17 protein-coding genes are annotated in these 17,773 nt (G+C 74.8%); 9 read left to right on the top strand and 8 right to left on the bottom strand.

The window, feature by feature from the left end; genetic code table 11:
* Nucleotides 1–127: 127 nt before the first annotated feature.
* Nucleotides 128–1,510 carry a hydantoinase/oxoprolinase N-terminal domain-containing protein gene (locus H030_RS0111370; protein ID WP_027006200.1) on the bottom strand — a complete coding sequence of 461 codons (1,383 nt, stop codon included), beginning with the start codon at nucleotides 1,508–1,510 and terminating at the stop codon, nucleotides 128–130.
* A complete protein-coding gene (locus H030_RS31305; RefSeq protein ID WP_051222356.1) occupies nucleotides 1,497–2,522 on the bottom strand; it encodes a DUF917 domain-containing protein in 1,026 nt (341 codons plus the stop codon). Before H030_RS31305 ends, H030_RS0111370 begins: the two co-directional genes overlap by 14 nt.
* Nucleotides 2,523–2,565: 43 nt before the next feature.
* Between H030_RS31305 and H030_RS0111380 the strand changes: the two genes are divergently transcribed.
* The gene (locus H030_RS0111380; RefSeq protein ID WP_027006201.1) at nucleotides 2,566–4,068 is read left to right on the top strand and encodes a PucR family transcriptional regulator; all 1,503 of its coding nucleotides are present in this window, start codon (nucleotides 2,566–2,568) and stop codon (nucleotides 4,066–4,068) included.
* A gap of 57 nt (nucleotides 4,069–4,125) precedes the next feature.
* The gene (locus H030_RS31310) at nucleotides 4,126–4,476 is read left to right on the top strand and encodes a PRC-barrel domain-containing protein (protein WP_051222357.1); all 351 of its coding nucleotides are present in this window, start codon (nucleotides 4,126–4,128) and stop codon (nucleotides 4,474–4,476) included.
* 39 nt (nucleotides 4,477–4,515) lie between these two features.
* Here the strand turns inward: H030_RS31310 and H030_RS0111390 are convergent, their stop codons facing one another.
* The gene (locus H030_RS0111390) at nucleotides 4,516–5,136 is read right to left on the bottom strand and encodes a TetR/AcrR family transcriptional regulator (RefSeq protein ID WP_035126118.1); all 621 of its coding nucleotides are present in this window, start codon (nucleotides 5,134–5,136) and stop codon (nucleotides 4,516–4,518) included.
* A 66-nt stretch (nucleotides 5,137–5,202) separates the two neighbouring features.
* On the opposite strand from H030_RS0111390, the gene H030_RS36905 reads away from it, so the two are divergent.
* The 3 genes from H030_RS36905 (at nucleotide 5,203) to H030_RS0111405 (ending at nucleotide 8,409) form a co-directional block, all read left to right on the top strand.
* A complete protein-coding gene (locus H030_RS36905; protein ID WP_051222358.1) occupies nucleotides 5,203–6,744 on the top strand; it encodes a hypothetical protein in 1,542 nt (513 codons plus the stop codon).
* Between the two features lie 128 nt (nucleotides 6,745–6,872).
* Entirely contained in the window at nucleotides 6,873–7,307 is a 435-nt protein-coding gene (locus tag H030_RS0111400; protein ID WP_027006203.1) for a pyridoxamine 5'-phosphate oxidase family protein, read from the top strand.
* Nucleotides 7,308–7,341: 34 nt separating this feature from the next.
* Nucleotides 7,342–8,409 carry a DUF2855 family protein gene (locus H030_RS0111405; RefSeq protein ID WP_027006204.1) on the top strand — a complete coding sequence of 356 codons (1,068 nt, stop codon included), beginning with the start codon at nucleotides 7,342–7,344 and terminating at the stop codon, nucleotides 8,407–8,409.
* A 14-nt stretch (nucleotides 8,410–8,423) separates the two neighbouring features.
* Here H030_RS0111405 and H030_RS0111410 read toward each other — a convergent pair whose 3' ends face one another.
* Complete coding sequence (locus H030_RS0111410; protein WP_035126120.1) at nucleotides 8,424–8,981, bottom strand: dihydrofolate reductase family protein; 558 nt, start codon at nucleotides 8,979–8,981, stop codon at nucleotides 8,424–8,426.
* Between the two features lie 137 nt (nucleotides 8,982–9,118).
* Between H030_RS0111410 and H030_RS0111415 the strand changes: the two genes are divergently transcribed.
* Nucleotides 9,119–9,511, top strand: coding sequence for an SHOCT domain-containing protein (locus H030_RS0111415; RefSeq protein WP_027006206.1), 393 nt, complete (start codon nucleotides 9,119–9,121; stop codon nucleotides 9,509–9,511).
* On the opposite strand, the gene H030_RS0111420 is transcribed toward H030_RS0111415, so the two are convergent.
* The 4 genes from H030_RS0111420 to H030_RS40430 form a co-directional block, all read right to left on the bottom strand.
* On the bottom strand, nucleotides 9,477–10,262 hold the full coding sequence (locus tag H030_RS0111420) for a DUF4386 domain-containing protein (protein WP_081690700.1): 786 nt from the start codon (nucleotides 10,260–10,262) through the stop codon (nucleotides 9,477–9,479). The genes H030_RS0111415 and H030_RS0111420 overlap by 35 nt on opposite strands.
* A 100-nt stretch (nucleotides 10,263–10,362) precedes the next feature.
* Complete coding sequence (locus H030_RS0111425; protein ID WP_035126122.1) at nucleotides 10,363–11,064, bottom strand: VIT1/CCC1 transporter family protein; 702 nt, start codon at nucleotides 11,062–11,064, stop codon at nucleotides 10,363–10,365.
* Nucleotides 11,065–11,105: 41 nt separating this feature from the next.
* On the bottom strand, nucleotides 11,106–11,945 hold the full coding sequence (locus H030_RS0111430) for a class I SAM-dependent methyltransferase (RefSeq protein ID WP_027006209.1): 840 nt from the start codon (nucleotides 11,943–11,945) through the stop codon (nucleotides 11,106–11,108).
* A 9-nt stretch (nucleotides 11,946–11,954) separates the two neighbouring features.
* Nucleotides 11,955–14,588 (bottom strand): helix-turn-helix transcriptional regulator, encoded by a 2,634-nt coding sequence (locus tag H030_RS40430; RefSeq protein ID WP_027006210.1) that lies wholly within the window; start codon nucleotides 14,586–14,588, stop codon nucleotides 11,955–11,957.
* Between the two features lie 130 nt (nucleotides 14,589–14,718).
* On the opposite strand from H030_RS40430, the gene H030_RS0111440 reads away from it, so the two are divergent.
* From H030_RS0111440 to H030_RS0111450, 3 genes are all read left to right on the top strand, one after another.
* Entirely contained in the window at nucleotides 14,719–15,462 is a 744-nt protein-coding gene (locus H030_RS0111440) for a hypothetical protein (protein WP_027006211.1), read from the top strand.
* An 85-nt stretch (nucleotides 15,463–15,547) separates the two neighbouring features.
* Entirely contained in the window at nucleotides 15,548–16,168 is a 621-nt protein-coding gene (locus H030_RS31320) for a TetR/AcrR family transcriptional regulator (RefSeq protein ID WP_051222361.1), read from the top strand.
* A 114-nt stretch (nucleotides 16,169–16,282) separates the two neighbouring features.
* Complete coding sequence (locus H030_RS0111450; protein WP_027006212.1) at nucleotides 16,283–17,773, top strand: MFS transporter; 1,491 nt, start codon at nucleotides 16,283–16,285, stop codon at nucleotides 17,771–17,773.

The raw sequence follows: 17,773 nt of genomic DNA on the forward strand, positions 1-17,773 counted from the left end.
GGCCGGCGCCGGTCTCCTCGCCTGCTTTGTGGGGTGTGCACAGCGATCGCCGCGGTGGTCAGGCAACCGCTGTCGCGGAGGTGACCTGCGCCTGCGCGAGGACCGCGCTCCGCGCCCGGCGCCGTGCTCAGAGGCACGGTCCCTCGGCGCGCACGTGGACCCGCAGCGCGGGCACGACGAGGTAGCCGAGCGGCCTCTGCTCGACCTCCACGACGCGGACGAGCGCCGGGTCGGCGCCCGCGTGGATCGCGCGCTCGACCGCTGTGCGCTCGGCGCGGGCGACGGCGGCCCGGGCCGCGTGGCCTCCGCGCTCGCAGAAGACCTCGACCTGCCCGGCGACGACCGCGTGCGCCGCGCCGAGCGCGCCGGCGACCGCGCCGTCGGTCGGCACGACGACCTCGACGCCCTCCGTGTCCGCCAGGGCCGCCGCGACGTCCTGCGCCCCGGCGCCGACCGCCACGACCGTGCGCTGGTCGCGCGGGAGCCCGAAGCTGCGCAGCGCGCCGCGCAGAGCGCCGGCACGCGTCGCGCCCGGAGCGAGCTCGCCGGCCAGCCGCAGGACCTCCGGGCGCCGCATGGTCGTCCGGACCCCGGCGATCTCGACGACGTCGTCGGGCGCCTCGCGCGGCAGGCCGCCGGCCAGCACGCCGAGGTCGGTGCGGACGCCGTCGTCGTTGGCGACGACGCCGTCGGCGACGCCGCTCATCCACGCCGCGCCGTGCATCGCCAGCGCCGACCCGTGCCCCAGCATCCGGCCCGGGTAGCGCACGGCGTGGTCCAGGACCATCGCCGAGCCGTCGGTCTGGGTGACGAACGGATCGGCCTGGATCCCGCGCTCCTCGAGCGCGGCCAGCAGCGCCGTCGCCAGGACCCGCGCGGGACCGGTGAGCGCCGCGTTGAGCGCCGTCGCGTTCTCGCGCTCGAGCAGGCCGAGGGAGCCGACCTCGTGGCCGAGCGAGACCGGCATGGCGCGCCCGAGCTCGCGGTGGACGAGCTCGGCGATCGCGAGCTCGTCGTCGGCCGCGATCGGCGAGAAGACGCCGACGACCGCGACCGCCTCGGCCGTTCCGGCGGCGGCGTCGAGGAACCGCAGGACGGCCTCGGCGTCGAGCGCCACCGGGTGGTGGCCGTCGTACTCGGCGCCGCCGTCGACGACGACCGCGCCGGCCGAGGTCGCGTCGCGCAGTGCGGCGGGCCACGTCCACAGCGGTGGGACCGCGCCGGTCAGCGGGCCGCCGGCGCGGATGACCGCCACGCGCGTCAGCCCGCGCCCGTCGCGCAGCGCGTCGGCGACCCATTCGCTGCCCAGGGTCACGCGCGTGCGCGCCGGCAGCGGGCGCCCGAGCTCGGCGGCCAGCGCGTCGAGCGCGCCGGCGCACCCCGCACACGGCCCCGCGCCGCCGCCGTCGGCGCGCGCGCCGACGAGCAGCCGGCGGCGCGCGTCCAGCAGGACCGCCTCGGTGCCCGTCGCACCGGCGAGCACGCCGGCGACGGCCTCAGCCGCTGGCATCGCGCACCTCACCATTGGGGATGTCAGGAAGCTCGAGCGCGAACGCCGCCGGCTCGGTCAGCGCGCGCCCGCCGGGCGTGCGCCAGACCGGCGCGGCCTCGAGCACGAGCAGGCGGACGGCCTGGTCGTCGTGCAGCCGCTCGACCAGCAGCGGCGCGCCCGACGCCGCGTCGACCAGCGCGAGCACGTCGGGCACGGCGGCGCGCACCGCGCCGTCCTCCAGCGCGAGCAGGAGCTCGCTCTGGGCCTCCAGCCAGATCCGCCGGCCGCCCGGGTCGAGCAGCGCCGAGACGTGGATCGTGTCGCCGGCGACGCGGCGCTCGATCTCGCCCACGTGCCCCTCGGCCAGCACGCGGCCGAGGCCGTCGGGATCGGCGCCGCGCGCGACCGCGCCGGAGATCGAGCCGAGGATCGCGCACCGCCGCGCGTCGCGCACGGTCAGGCAGGCGACGGCGATCGCGCAGACCCCGCTCATGCTCGTCGCGATCCGGCGCGCGAGCCGCTCGGCGCAGGCGTCGTCGGCGGCGTCCAGCACTACCGTGTTGCCGCGCCCGTCGGTCAGGACCGCCGGCGTCGCGCGGACGCCGCCCAGCCCGGTCGCCATCTGCGCCAGCGACGGGAACGTGCGGCCCATCGCGTCCGCATCGAGCAGCGGCAGCCCGAGCCGGGCGGCCCAGGCCGCGCAGACGAGGGCGTTGACGCCGCCGATCGAGTACGGCATCAGCGCGACGACCGGGACGCCGAACCGCGCCTCCACCGCCGCCCGCAGGTCGTGGCCCTCGTCGCCGCCGGGGATGCGCTCGGCCGCGACGGCGGGGGAGCCGAGGAGCCCGCACGGCATCACGAGCCCGTCGGGCGTCAGGTCGTCCGCGGTCACGACGTCGACCGGACCGTGCTCGGCGACCGCTCGGCGCGCCATCGTCAGCGGGACGAACGTGTCTCCGCCGCCACCGGCGCCGAGCAGCCCGCAACCGCGGGCGAGGGCGCGCAGGGTGCGGTCGTCGAGGCGCATGCGAAGTTCTCCAGAGCAGTAGTTCTACACGTAGCATAGGCCGGTGGCCTCGCTCGAGCAGCTCGTCGGGTCGCCAACGGTTGGACCCTCGCTCAGCTACCTCGCGCAGGCCCGGAGCACCACGTTGGTCACGAGCGTTGCGCTCGTCGAGGACGTATCGGAGCTGGAGCGGGTCCCCAGGCACGCGATCGTCCTGCTGACCCGCGCCGCCTCGGCGCTGGCGGGCAGCTACCGCCTCGACGTCGCGCTGCGGATCGCGGCGAGCATCGGCGTCGCCGCGCTGGTCCTCTGCGGGCCGGCGGCCGACGCCGTGACCCCGACGGCGGGCGCGCTGGCCGAGCGCCTCGGCGTCGCCCTGCTCGGGGCCGACGCCGGGGTCGACCTGGCGGCGCTGGCGATCGCGATCGGGCGGGAGCTGAGCGGCGGTGCCGACGCGGCGCTCCTGCGCGCGCACACCGCGATGCGGGCGATCCACGCCCATCCACCCGGCGGAGCCCCGGAGGCGATCGCCGCGCGCGCGGGCGCCGCGCTGGGCGTCCCGATCCGGCTGGTCTCGAGGCGGCCGTCCGCGGGCGTGATGGCCGCCGTGCGCGGCCAGGGCCAGCCGGAGTGGTGGCTGACCGCCGAGCGGCAGGAGGGCGACCTCGGGCTGGCGCTGGAGCTCACGCTGAGCATCGCGTCGACGCAGACGTGGCAGGCGCTCGAGCACACCCGGCTGGCCGCCAGCCTGCCGCTGCAGTCGCGCGGCGCGATCCTCGCCGAGCTGCTCGTCGCACCGCCGATCGCCCACGACGCGATCGCGCACCGCGCTCGCGCGCTCGGCGTGCCCATCGACGGCTGGCACGTGGCCGCGCGGCTGGACTTCGAGGACCTCGCCCCCGAGGAGCAGCCCGATCCGATCGCGGCCGACCAGGCGCGCCAGCGGCTGGCGGCCTCCGCGATCCACGCGCTGCGCGAGGCCGGGGCCGAATGGCACACCGCCCGCTCCGGCGCGGGCGCCGTGCTGGTGCGGACCAGCGCGAGCGACCCGGGCCCGGCCAGCGCCACGCAGGTCGCCCGCGCGCTCGAACGCACGATGAGCCCGCTGCGCGAGGTCCTGCCATTGACGCTCGTGCACTGCGGCGTGGGCGGCGCGCACCAGGGGCCGAGCGGCCTGCTGGCCTCCGCGTCGGAGGCCAAGGCGGCGGTCGCGGTCGCGCGCACCTCCAAGCGCCCGTGGAGCGCCGTCGCGTTCGACCGGGCGGGCCTGCGCCGCGGGCTGGTCGAGTGGTACACGTCGGACACCGCGCGCGACGCGGTCGCGACGGTGCTCGCGCCGCTGGTCGGCCTCGGTGGCGCGCGCGCCGAGCGCCTGATCCGGACGCTGCACGTCTACCTCGACGAGCAGGGCTCGCTGACCCGGACCGGCGAGGTCCTCAACCTGCATCGCAACACGGTCGCCTACCGGGTCGAGCAGATCTTCGCGCTGCTGGACGTCGACGAGGACAACCCGGACGACCGTCTCCTCCTGCAGCTCGCCTGCCGGGGGCGCGACCTCACGAGCTGACCGGCGCGGGCAATCCGCGCTTGCCTCCGGGCTCCCGGGCCTACTTCCACGAAGGCCATGGACCTCGGGCCGCGCATCGCCTTCCCCGCCCTCGCCGAGGGCACCGCCGTCTACGACCCCGGCGGCCGCCGCGTCGGCGTCGTCGACGAGGTCCTGATCGAGCCTCCGGGCGGCATCTTCGAAGGCGTGGTGATCCACACCCTGCCGCTCCCGGGCCGCCACCGCCACGCGCGGCCCGAGCAGATCGCCGAGATCCACCGCAACGGCGTGCTGCTGTCGGTCGGCATCGACGAGCTGGTCGAAGAGGTCGGCTGGCGGCACCGCGACCGCGACCGGACACCGTCGCCCGAGCCGCCGCTGGAGCGCTTCGCCCGGCGCGTGCTGGACACCCTCGGCGGGCGCCGCTGAGGGAGATCGGGTCGCCACGGCCGCAACCTCAGCAGCGGGCTAGGTCGTCGTGAAGGCGGCGACGGTGAGGTCGACGAGGGTCGAGATGATGTCCTCGGTCGACGGCGGGTCGTCGTTGGTGAAGCAGTCGGTCAGCAGGCCGTCGACGGCGCCGCCGAGCGCGAGCGCGGTCAGGCGGCGGTCGCGAGGGGGGAGGAGGCCGGTCGCAGCGACGCGGTCGGCCTCCTGCTCCAGCAGGCCGGCGAAGCCGCGCAGCACCGAGCGGCGGTGGTGCTCGAGCTCGAGGCTGACGCCGACGATCTCCAGGTAGGTGATGCGCGCGTTGCGGTGGTCGGCGAGCTGGGTCTGCACGAAGGCGCGCAGGCCGACCTCGACGCGGCCGCGCGGGTCGAGCGGCGCGTCCTGCAGCGCGGCTGCGACCGTCTGCGCCAGGTGCTCCATGTGGCGGTCGTAGACCGCGCGCAGCAGCGCCTCGCGCGTCTGGAACGACTCGTAGAAGTACCGGGGGTTCAGGCGGGTCGCGGCGCACAGCGCCTCGATCGACGTGTTGGCGTAGCCCTGCGTCCCGAACAGCTCCAGCCCGGCGTCGAGCAGGCGCTCGCGGCGCTCGGCGCGGCGTTCCTCGGCCGTACGTCCGCCGTATCGCTGGCCCGCGGGCATCGGCGTGAGTCTAGGCACGGGCAATCTGGAAAGAGATCTTGACAGATGGCTCGGCGGCGTCATACGGTGCCCGCCATCCGTCGCCTCACGCCCGTCCTCACCACCCTCGCGCTCGCGCTGCCCCTCTCCGGGACCACCGCCCTCGCCGCCGCCCAGGCGCCCGCTCCCGCCGCCCGCGAGGCGAGCTGCGCCACGCTCTTCGGCGGCACCGTCAACAGCCGCGACCTCGTCCCGTTCACGCAGATCCCGGAGGCCGGGTCGCTCGCCCAGTGGCCCGTCGCGCCCGCCGGCCTGCTGCCCAGGCGGATCTTCCTGCGCGGGCCGACCGACACCTACAACGCGCGCTACGCGTTCGCCACGCGCGGCGGCAGGTTGTACGTGTCGCACGCCGGCGGCGACGCGGTCGGCTGGCGCGAGGTCCCGCTCCCGGACTGCCTTGCGGGCCGCGTCGCGTCGATCTCGGCCGACGACGACGAGCTCGTGGCGATCGACGCCGACCGCCGCGTGTTCACCATGGACAACGCCCTCAAGGGCCCGGACCTGTTCAACTGGTCGCGCCGCTGGGGCCTGCCGTTCTGGAACGGTCCCGGGCGGACGTTGCCCACCGGCGTGCTGGCCTGGTCGTGGTCGGTGCTCTCGCCCGCCGAGGACCGGACCTGGACCGACACCGCCGGCAACGCCCACGCCGTCGGCAACGACAAGGTGTCGCACATCTGGGCGCTGCGGACCGGCGGCCGGCGCCTGACGTTCATGGACCCGTGGCTGGCCAACGACGACAGCTATGAGATGTGCGGCCCGGTGCGCGGCCGCTTCCGCGCCGTCGACCTCTCGGCCAGCGGCTCGACGGTCTTCGTCGTCGGCCGCCACGGCGACCTCTACACGCGCCTGTTCGACTTCGACCTGTCGGGCTCGGACGCCGCGTTCTTCCACTACAGCTACGACCCGCAGAAGCGCGGCGACGCGTCGGCGCCGATCCAGCTGCCCGCGCCCGCCTGGGTCCACCAGCCCAAGGTGCCCGGTGCGATCACGAGCGCGATCTCGGTGGAGAAGACCGGCACGGGCGCGATCCACCGCACGCTGCGCGTCGAGGGGCTCGACGCCCGCGGCCGCACGGGCTACTGGGAGAAGGACATCATCAAGACGACGTCCGCGGCCTGGCGCTTCCACCGGACCGGCCTGCCGCTGCGCGGCCGGCGCCTCGACAACCCGCGGCGCGACACCACGCGCCTGGGGCTCGGCGCGCCGACCGGCGTCGCCTTCACCGGACGCGCGGACGGGATGACGATCGCCGTGTCGGGCTACGACGTGCACTGCACGCCGTCCAGGCTGCAGCTCACGGCCGGCGGCAAGACGGTGGACCTGGTCCTGCACAGCGTCGACGCGCTGCGCGGCTCGATCACCTCGCCCCGGCTCGACGCGTCGCCGCGCGCGCAGTACGGCGCCGTCGAGGTCCCGCGAGCGGTGCTCGCCCACCTCGCCGGCCAGCCCGCCGCGATCCGCACGTTCATCACCACCACCTTGAAGGCCAAGCGCTTCACGAACGTGTCGCTGACCGTGACGCGCCCGGCGCTGACGGTCGACGAGCTGGGCTGGACGCTGAAGCGGTGATCGCCGCGTTCGCCGAGGCGACGCGTGATGGCCGCAGGGCGGTACGGGCGGACGAGGCCGTCGCGCTATGGTCGCTGGCGCGAGCGGGGCGGGGCCTCGGTCGCGTCAACCAACGAGGAGTCTCACCAATGGCTGATCCCATCGATCTCACCGGCGACATCGCGCTTGCCGTCGACGGCGCTGCGGCGCGCGGCCACACGCTGGTCGTCGGCCACGTCGACGACGCCGGCTACCCGGTCGTGTCGTTCCGCGGCAGCACCCAGGTCCACGACGCCCAGCGGCTGGCGCTGTGGGCGCGCAACCCCGAGGACGGGCTGGCCAAGGCGATCGCGGAGCGGCCGCAGGTCACGCTGGTCTACTACGACCCCGACGGGCCCGGCGCCAAGTACCTGTCCTTCCGCGGCCGCGCCCACGTCGACCTGGACGCGAACGACGCCGTCTACGCCGGGATGATCCAGGGCGAGCGCGACCAGGACCCGGAGCGCAAGGGCGTGGCGATCCTCATCGACGTCGAGTCCGTCCAGGGCTTCGGCGCCGACGGCGGGTTCCAGCAGGGCGCGTAGACCTCGACGACGTCCTCGGGCTAGGCTCGGCCGCATGAGCGACTTCTTGGTCCGCCGAGACGACCTGCGGACCTGCCGCGTGGCGGAGTCTGCCACGCCGCAGCCCGGGGACGGCCAGGCGCTGCTGCGCGTCGAGCGGTTCGGCCTCACCGCCAACAACATCACCTACGCGGTGTTCGGCGACGGCATGAAGTACTGGGACTTCTTCCCCGCCGAGGACGGCTGGGGCCGGGTGCCGATGTGGGGCTTCGCCGAGGTCGAGGCGAGCCGGGCGCCGGGGGTCGAGGTGGGCACGCGCGTCTACGGCTACCTGCCGCCCTCGACGCACCTGGTCGTGACGCCGGGCGGCGCCGGCGCGCACGGCTTCACCGACGCCGCGCCGCATCGCCGGTCGCTGCCGTCGGCCTACCAGCGCTACCTGAGCACCGCCACGGATCCGTTCCACACCGCCGACACCGAGGCGCTGCAGATGCTGCTGCGCCCGTTGTTCTACACGTCGTTCCTGATCGACGACGCGCTCGACGACGACGGCCGCACCGAGGCCGGCCCGATCCTCATCTCCAGCGCCTCGAGCAAGACCTCGCTGGGCGCGGCGTTCCTGCTGGCCCAGCGCCCCGGCGCCGAGATCGTCGGGCTGACGTCGAGCCGCAGCCGCGCGTTCGTCGAGGGCCTCGGGATCTACACCCACGTCGTGAGCTACGACGAGGTCGGCGGGCTCGACGCCGGCCCCGCGACGTTCGTCGACGTCGCCGGCGACGCCGAGGTCCGGCTCGCCGTCCACTCCCACTTCGGCGACCGGCTCGTCGCGAGCGTCGTCGTCGGCGCGACCCACTGGGAGGAGCTGGCGCCCGGCGCGGCCGGCCTCCCGGGCCCGGCCCCGCAGTTCTTCTTCGCGCCCGACCGCATCGAGAAGCGCGGCGCGGACTGGGGCCCGGCCGGCCTCAACGACCGGGTCGCCGCGGCCTGGCATCCGTTCCGCGCGTGGGTCGCCGGCTGGCTGCAGCCGATCGAGGGCGAGGGCTTCGACGCCGTGCAGGCCGCCTACCTCGCCGTCCTCGACGGCCACGTCGACCCGGCGACCGCCCACGTCCTCACCCTCTGAGGAGCGGCGGCGGGCTAGCGCTGCGGCACCAGGATCTGCGCGAGCGCGCCGCTGCGGAAGCGCTCCTCCTCGACGACCGCGAGCTTCAGGTGCTCATCGAGGTCGGCGAACGGGCTGCGGCCCGCGCCGATTGCGATCGGGACCGTCGTCAGCTGGTACTCGTCGACGAGGCCCAGCCGGGTCAGCGCCGCGGCGAAGGTGGGGCCACCGTGGACCAGGATCGTCCCTTCGTCGTCGCGCGCCTTCAGGTCGGCGATCGCCGCGCCCAGGTCCCCGCCGAAGACCTCGACCGGTCCCCAGTCCGCCTGCTGCAGGGTGTTGGAGAAGACCGCCTTCGGCTTCTCGTTCATCGCGGTCGCGACCGGGCCCTCGGACGCGGCCCAGTGCGGGCCCATGATCTCGTAGCTGCGGCGGCCCATCCCGTGGACGCCGGCGTCCGCGAGCGCGCGCCGGTTCCACTCGCCCGAGTCGTCGCCGAACCACTCGAACATCCAGTCGTGGGTCCCGTCGGGGCTGGTGGCGAAGCCGTCGAGGGACAGGACCATCTTGAGGATCACTTTTCTCTCGCTCATGCCCCAGAGACCCACGGCGCCGCGCGAACTCATCGGCCACCGCTCAGCCCCGGACCACCCGGCGCGGGTGACGTCGTCTCATCCGCGACGACGCGAAGGTCCGGCTTTCCGACCTTCGCGAACCCTGGAGCTTCGTCGTGATCCTCGCGGCCGACTACCCCTTCTTGAACATCCTGTGGAGCATGATCATCTTCTTCGCGTGGGTGATCTGGATCTTCATGGTCTTCACGATCCTCGTCGACGTCTTCCGCCGGCGCGACATCTCCGGCTGGGCCAAGGCGGCGTGGGCCGTGTTCCTGATCGTCCTGCCGTTCATCGGCGCGCTCAGCTACCTGGTCTTCCAGCACGACGGCATGGCCGAGCGCAGCGCCGAGCAGGCCAAGAACCAGAGGCAGCAGGCCGACCAGTACATCCGTGAGGTCGCCGGCGGCTCGGCGGCCGAGATCGAGAAGGCCAAGGCGCTGCTCGACAACGGCACGATCACGCCGGAGGAGTTCAGCGCGCTGAAGGCCAAGGCGCTGGCGGCGTAGGCCGCGAGCGCCCGGCGAGGATGGGCGACGGCTTGAAGCCCTTGGCGATGAGGTAGATGCCGAGCGACAGCTCCCAGATGGCTTCCGGAGCGGTGAGGAACGTCGAGGGGCCGGAGATCTGGTCGTAGGCGCCGAAGAGCACGAGCGTCGCGGTGATCAGCGCCAGCGTGCCGCCGGCGATGCCGAACTGGGCGAAGCGCCGTGGCACGAGCCCGGAGCGGAGCATCAGGAAGCCGAGGATGAGGCCGTTGCCGATCGCGGCACAGAAGGCGGGGCCGAGCAGGAACGTGGCGTCGTGGACGGCGACCAGCGTGCGGCCGGTGAGGATCAGCGAGGCGGCGTCGGTCCCGGTCGCGCCGGCCAGGTCCTGGCGCAGCGTCACGACGGCGAGCAGGCTGACGATGCCGACGGCGATGAGCCCGGACTCGACGACGCGGACGGTCACGTAGCCCAGCGCGAGGCTCTCGCTCTGGCGCTTGAGGACGGGGAACAGCGTGACCGCCATGCCGATCCCGGCGACCAGCGTGAGGATCTCGAACAGCGCGCCGAGGTAGACGCGCGTGTCTCCTCCGCCGCCGGTGATGAAGTGCGTGTTGTTGAGGACGTGGTCGTAGAGCGGCAGGGCGGGGATCGAGATGAAGGTGATGACCATGAAGATCCCGGCGATCCGCGCGGTCCGGCGCGACGGCGGCTCGGCCTGCAGGCGTGATGGCTCGCGGAGCAGCTGCTCCGGCGGTGCGGAAAGCGTCATGACCGGCTCCTGCGTATGGGGGCCGTGAGGATGCCTCTGCCGCGTTTGCGGCAAGGCCCACATCGAACGTACACCCTCAGCGCTCGGCGCGCAGGGAAGATCAGGCGACCGAGCCGACGAGCGCGCCGATGGCCGCGGTGATCGCCATCGCCAGCGCGCCCCAGATCACGACGCGGACGGTCGCGCGCCGGCGCGGCGCCCCGCCCAGGCGCGCGCCGAGGTCGCCGAGCAGCGCCAGCGCGACCAGCGTCACGGCGACCGCGACGGCGACCCGCAGCGACGACGGGACGACCACCACGGCCAGCAGCGGCAGCAGCGCGCCGGTCGAGAACGAGAGCGCCGAGGCCCACGCGGCCTGCAGCGGCCGGGCCAGGCGCTCCGCGGCGAGGCCGAGCTCGTCGCGGGCGTGGGCCTGGAGCGCGTCGCGGTCCGAGAGCTCGCGCGCGACCTCGGCGGCCAGCGCGGGCGTCAGGCCGCGGTTCTCGTAGATCTTGGCCAGCTCGCGCAGCTCGCCCTCCGGGTCGGACCGCAGCTCGCGGGCCTCGAGCCGCATGTCGGCCAGCTCGGCGTCGCGCTGCGAGCTGACCGACACGTACTCGCCCGCCGCCATCGACAGCGCGCCCGCGACGAGCCCGGCGATGCCCGCGGTGACGATCGCCGACCTCGACGCGCCCGACGCCGCCACGCCGATGATCAGGCTCGACGTCGACAGGATCCCGTCGTTGGCCCCGAGCACCGCCGCGCGCAGCCAGTTCGACCGGTGGCTGAGATGCACCTCGGGCTTGGCCGACGGACCGCGCACGTCGCCGTCAGCCTACTTCCGGACGCGCGACGCGCCGTGGGTCAGGTGGCGCGGGTTCCGATCGACACCAGGTACTCGAGCTCGTAGCGCGCCGCGCCGGCCGCGCCGTCGCCGACGTCGGCGGTGTGGAAGACGCCCGCCAGCGCGGTGTCGAACTCGGCCTCGCGGCCGGAGGCCACCGCGTTGGCGCGCGCGGCGATCGTCGGGCCGTAGCGCCGCACGAAGTGCTCGGCGAACGCCTCGCGCTCCGGGAACGCGGTGACCTCGAGCGTGTCGCGGGTGCTCGACGTCCAGGTCACGGTGTCGCCGAACAGCGCGTCGAGGTGCACCTCCGAGCCCCACAGCGGCGGCGGCTGCACGCCGGCCGGCGGCGGCGGGTTGAAGCCGCCGATCGCGCGGAACAGCGAGCCGATCGTGCCCTCAGGCGTCCAGCTGAGCAGGCCGATCGTGCCGCCCGGGCGGCACACGCGGGTCAGCTCGGCGGCCGTGCGCTCGTGGTGGGGCGCGAACATCGCGCCGATCGCCGAGATCACGACGTCGAACGAGGCGTCTTCGAACGGGAGGTCCTCGGCGTCGGCGGTCGTCCACTCCAGCTCGACGCCGAGCGCCTGCGCCCGCGCGCGGCCGGCGTCCAGGAGCTCGGGCGTGAGGTCGGAGGCGACGACGTCGGCGCCGCGCTGGGCGGCGACGATCGCCGCGTTGCCGGTGCCGGCCGCGACGTCCAGGACGCGCCGCCCGGCGCCCGCGCCGGCGGCCTCGACGAGGCGCGGCCCGAGCGGCAGCAGGAACGTCTCCACCATGTCGGGGTAGTTGCCCGACGCCCACATCGCGCGGTGGCGCGCCTTCAGGTCGGCGTCGGCGGGAACCTTGGTCTGGGTCATGCCGCGAAGCTACGTCGCGACCGCGTCCCCGGACATCGGGAGCGACTCCCCATCTTGGGCGGCGGCGGCGCGCACCAGGTCGGCGGCCTCGCGCCGGTTCGCCGCCCCGAGCTTGCCCAGCACCGCCGAGACGTGGTGGTCGACGGTCTTCTCGGAGATCACCAGCCGCTGCGCGATCTCGGCGTTCGTCGCCCCCGCCGCGAGCAGCTCGAGCACCTCGCGCTGGCGCGCCGTCAGCCCGTCCGGATCGGCCCTCGCCGCCGCCCGCGGCCCGCGCGGGATCCGCCGGACGCCCTGCGCGCGCAGCCGCCGCCGGACGCGCGCCGCGGGGGCGGTCGCGCCGATCGCGTCGAAGACCTCCAGCGCCTCGCGCAGCGCCGCCTCGGTGCCGGCGTCGCACAGCGCCCAGGCGGCCTCCAGCTCGCAGCCGAGCGCGCGCCACGCGGCGGCCGCGCCGAGGTCGTCGCCCACCAGCGCCAGCGCGTAGGGCTCCGGCACCCCCGCCGGGACGGCGTCGGCGTCGCCGCCGGACAGCGCCGCGCCCGCGCGGCGCAGCCACAGCGCCAGCTCGCCCTCGCGCCGCCGCACGGCGGCGCCCCGCGACTGCTCGTGGACGACGCGCACCGCGCGCGCGACCCCGTCGGGGTCGTCCTCGACCCAGGCGCGCTCGGCGCGCGCCGAGGCGATCGGGACCAGCCGCTGCAGCTCCATCGCCTGCTGCGCGCGGTCCCAGACCGCGGTCAGCGCCCGCTCGGCCGCGGCCGGCTCGCCGCGCAGCGTCAGCAGGCGGCCGCGTGCGATGACGTCGGGCCAGGCCGAGACCCCGTTCAGGGCCTCGCCGAACGCGAGCGCGGCGTCGACGTCGGCCTGCGCGCCGTCGAGGTCGCCGCGCGCGATCCGGACCCCGGCGCGGACGCCGTGCACGTAGCGGGTGTAGCCGTCGAGCCTGCGCGCGCGGCAGAACGCGAGCGCGTCGTCGAGGCGCTCCGTCACGTCCGGATCCGCGCCGCGCGCGTCGGCGGTCGAGCTGGCGAGGTTGACGATCGCGCGGCCGGCGTGGTCGTCGAGTCCCGCCGCGGCCGCGCGGGCGTGCGCGTCGCGCAGCATCGCCGGGCCGCGGTCACCGGGGTCGGAGAGCGTCAGCGCGGTCCCGACGTTGGTGCGCGCGTGGACGAGCGTCTCCTCGTCGCCGAGCTCGGCGGCCATCGCCGCGGCGCGCTCGCCGAGCGCGATCGCGTGATCGACGTCCTCGGCCAGCATCGCCAACTGCGCACGGCCGCTGAGCGCTGCGGCAAGCTCACGGCCGGGCGGCAGCGCGCCGAGCACCGCGATCGCGCGGTCGCCCGCGACGACTGCCTCGTCGCTGCGCCCGCTCCACCACAGCGCGCGCGACAGGGCGCGCAGGCCGTGGCCGACGACGGCGGGATCGCCGCCGGCCTCCGCGGCGGCCAGCTGCTCGCGCCGCGCCGCGACCGCGCGCTCGGCGTGGCCGCACAGGTACGCCTCGGTCGCGACGCCCTCCAGCGCCGGCGCGCCGCAGCCCGCGGCCAGCGCGGCCTCCCAGTGGGCGAGCGCGTCGCGGTGCGCGGCGTGCGCCGCGGCGGCGCGGGCGGCGACCGGCGCGTGGCGGCGGACCGCCGCGTCGTCGCCGGCCCCGAGCGCGTGGTGGACCAGCCGCGCCGGGTCGGCGTCGCCCGCGCGCTCCAGCGCGGCGAGCACCCGCGCCTCCAGCTCCCGGCGCTGACCCAGCCCGAGCGCGCGGGCGTTGGCCTGGCAGGCGAGCTCGTGGCGGAAGGCGACCGCCTGCTCGCCGCGCGCGACCAGGACCTCGGCCTGCAGGCAGGCGTCGAGCCCGTCGGCGGCGCCCGGCGCGATCCCCTCCAGCAGCGTCAGCGCGGTCGGCCCGGGGACGACCGAGACGACGTCGAGCACCGCGCGCGCGGCGTCGGGCAGCCCCGCGTGCCGGGCGGCGACCGCCGCGGCGACGGTCGTCGGGACGGCCTCGTCCGGCCCCGCGGCCAGCGCCTCGGCGACGAAGAACGGGTTGCCGCCGGCCGAGGCGTACACCTTGGTCCCGTCGCGGCCGTGCGCGGCGGCCAGGCGCTCCACCGCCGCCTGCGACAGCGGCGCCGGCTCGATGATCGCCAGCGCGTCGCGCGGGAACGCCGCGAGCACGCGCCGGACGTCGGCGCGCGGCCCGAGCGCCTCCGGCCAGCCGGTCAGGACGAGCGCGCCGCGCTGGGCGGCGATGCGGCGCCCGAGCAGGGCCAGGACGTCGAGCGTCGCCGCGTCGATCCAGTGGACGTCCTCGACGACGAGCACGCTCGGCGGCGCGTCGAGCGTCGCGAGCAGCGCCGCCAGCAGCTCCTCGCGGCCGCCGCCGGCGAGCGCTGCCGCCAGCTCGTCGTCGCGCCCGCGGGCGATGTCGCGCAGCGGGCCGAGCGGCCGCGGGGTGGTGAGCGGGTCGCACGCGCCCCACAGCACCGGCATGTCGCAGCGCTCGACGACGCTGCGCACCAGGCGCGTCTTGCCGATCCCGGACTCGCCGACCACGACGATCGCGCGGCCGGACCGGCGGGCCTCGCCGAGCGCCGCGGCGAGCGCCGCGCTCTCCGACTCGCGTTCGAGCAGCGCTGGGACCACGTCACGCACACGGTACGGGCGCGGCGCGGCGCTGTCCATCGCCGCCCGCGTGAACAACTTACGGCAGCGTAACTGACACGTGTGTAACATCGCGCCGTCCGAGTCCCAACGACTCTCAGGAGGAGAGCTCGTGCGCAAGGCCTTCCCGATCGCGATCGCGGTCGCCCTCTCGCTGTGCGTGGCGGCGATCGCCGTGGCGCAGTCGTCGAGCAGCAACGTCTACAAGGTCACCGGCAGGATCGCGTCCGGTGGCACCAAGAAGAGGCCCAAGCACGTGGCCATCGTGTTCGACTACACGGTGGGCACGAACGACGGCACGCTGTCCAAGCCCGTGTCGAAGTACTCGATCCACTTCGCGGGCCTGCGGCAGAACCTCAAGAACGTCGCCGGCGGCAGGTACTGCTCGGCCGCGTCGATCAATACGGCGGGCAACGACAGGGGCTGCGCGAGGGCCACGCATGTCGGCACCGGCCTCGTGAGGTCGTTCATCGGCGCCGCGGGCAGGGCCATCGACCCGAGCGCCAAGTGCGACCTCAAGCTCGACATGTACGTCGGCGGCCCGTCGAGCCTGGCGCTGTACCTGCACGGCAGCCCGCCGCAGTGCATCGCCGGCATCAGCCAGGCGATCGACGCCAAGGTCAGCACCGACAGCACGGGCGGCTCGCTGAGCTACTCGGTGCCGGCCAACCTGCTGCACCCCGTCGCCGGCCTGGACGCCGGGATCACGAGCGTGTCGTCCACCGTCGCCAAGGGCGCCGGGGACCGGGGGCCGTTCACCTCGATCGGCTGCAAGGGCAGCCGCACGATCAAGGTGACGTTCACCGAGGAGGGCGGCGGGACGGGAACCGCCACCACCAGCGGCGGGAAGTGCTGAGCCGTACCACCGGCACAGGACCTCAGCGCGGGGCGGGCTGCACCTGCCCGCTCCGCGCTGTCGCCGCCTCGTAGGCTGACGGTTCGTGAGCCCCGCCGAGAAGACCGCCAAGCGCCCGGCCCGCCGGCTGACCGCCGAGGCCCGCCGCGAGCAGCTGCTCGACGTCACGACCGACCTGGTGGTCAACGACGGCTTCGGCGCCGTGTCGATCGACGCGGTCGCCCGCAGGGCCGGGATCTCGCGCGCGATCGTCTACCAGCACTTCGGCGACCTGCCCGCGCTGTTGAAGGCCGTTGTCGCGCGGGAGATGGCGCGCGCCAAGGCGCAGCTCTCCGAGACCGAGGTCAGCCGCCTCGACGACGGCGTGCCGAGCGACCTGCTGATCGAGAGCCTCGCCGCCTACCTGGGCGCCGTGCGCGACCACCCGGCGACCTGGCGCCTGGTGCTCATGCCCCCGGAGGGCGCGCCGGAGTCGCTGCGCAAGGGCATCGCGCGCGGGCGCGCGGACGCGCTGGCGCACATGACCGACGCCGTCGCACCCGCGCTGGTCGGCGACGACCGCTCCGCCGATGCCGAGCTGACCGCGCGCATGTTCTCCGCGATGGCCGACGAGTACGCCCGGCTCGTCCTCACCAGCCCCAGGCGCTTCACGCCCGACCGCCTCTTGGCCCACGCCCGCTGGTGGGTCGAGCAGATGGCGCTCTAGGCGCAACCGTCGCGGTCCTTCGACGCGTCTAAGCGGAAAGAGCGCTCCGCTTGCTGCTAGCCTGCCCGGATGCGGAGACGTCTCTCCGCATCCGCGATCGAACCAGGACGAGGGATGAGCACGACCAGCAGCATCGAAGCGCCGCGTACCCACCACCAGGCCACGTTCGCGGTCCTCGCGACGGCGGTGGCCGCCTATGCGCTGCTGCAGTCGCTGGTGATCCCGGTGCTGCCGACGATCCAGGCGGGGCTGCACACCACGCAGAACACGGTCACGTGGGTGCTGACCGCCTACCTGCTGTCGGCGTCGATCTTCACGCCGATCATGGGCCGGCTCGGCGACATGCACGGCAAGGAGAGGCTGTTCGTCGTGGCCGTCGGCGCGCTGGCCGTGGGCACGCTGATCTCCGCGCTGTCGACCTCGATCTCGGTGATGATCCTCGGGCGCGTCATCCAGGGCATCGGCGGCGGCGTGCTGCCGCTGGCCTTCGGGATCATCCGCGACGAGTTCCCCAGGGACAAGATCGTGGGCGCCGTCGGCATCATCGCGTCGCTCACGGCGGCGGGCGCGGGCATCGGCATCGTGCTGGCCGGCCCGATCGTCGACACGCTCAACTGGCACTGGCTCTTCTGGATCCCGATGATCGTCCTCGCCGCGGCGGGCATCGCGACGCACCTGGTGATCCCCGAGTCGCCGGTCCGGACGCCCGGGAAGCTGAGCTGGCTGGCGATCGTCCTGTTGTCAGGGTGGTTGGTCGCGCTGATCCTGCCGATCAGCGAGGCGCCGGACTGGGGCTGGACGTCGACCAAGGTCATCGGGTTGATCGTCCTGGCGATCGTGCTCGCCGGCGCGTGGGTGCGGGTCGAGTCGCGGTCGGCCAACCCGCTGATCGACATGAGGATGATGCGCATCCCGGCCGTCTGGACGACCAACCTGGTGGCCCTGTTCCTGGGCGTCGGCATGTACGCCGTCTTCGCGTTCCTGCCCGAGTTCCTGCAGACCGATCCGGGGACGGCGGGCTACGGCTTCGGCGTGAGCATCACGCAGTCGGGCCTGATCCTGCTGCCGATGAGCGTGTTCATGTTCATCTTCGGCACGGTCTCGGGGCGGATGTCGGCCAAGTACGGCCCCAAGATCGTGCTCGTCGCGGGCCTGGCGATCAGCATCCTGCCGTTCCTGATCCTGGCCTTCGCCCACGGCCACAAGTGGGAGATCCTGGTGGCGATGGTGCTGGAGGGCATCGGCTTCGGCCTCGCGTTCGCGGCGATGTCGAACCTGATCGTCGCCGCGGTGCCGCCGGAGCAGACCGGCGTCGCCAGCGGGATGAACGCCAACATCCGGACGATCGGCGGCGCGCTGGGCTCGGCGATCATGAGCAGCATCGTCGTCGCGGGCGTCCACGCCGGGCAGCTGCCGAAGGAGTCGGGCTACACGAACGGGTTCACGCTGCTGGCCGCCGCGACGATCGTCGCCGCCGTCGCCGGCGTGTTCGTCCCGAGCGCGCTGCGCGCCGACGAGGCCACGCTCGCCGAGCCGGAGACGCTGCCGCACGTCGAGCTCGGCCTGGTCGCGGCCGGCACGCTTGTCGGCGACGAGTCGGAGTGA

The organism is Conexibacter woesei Iso977N (assembly GCF_000424625.1).
In the GTDB taxonomy this organism is placed as follows: Bacteria; Actinomycetota; Thermoleophilia; order Solirubrobacterales; family Solirubrobacteraceae; genus Baekduia; species Baekduia woesei_A.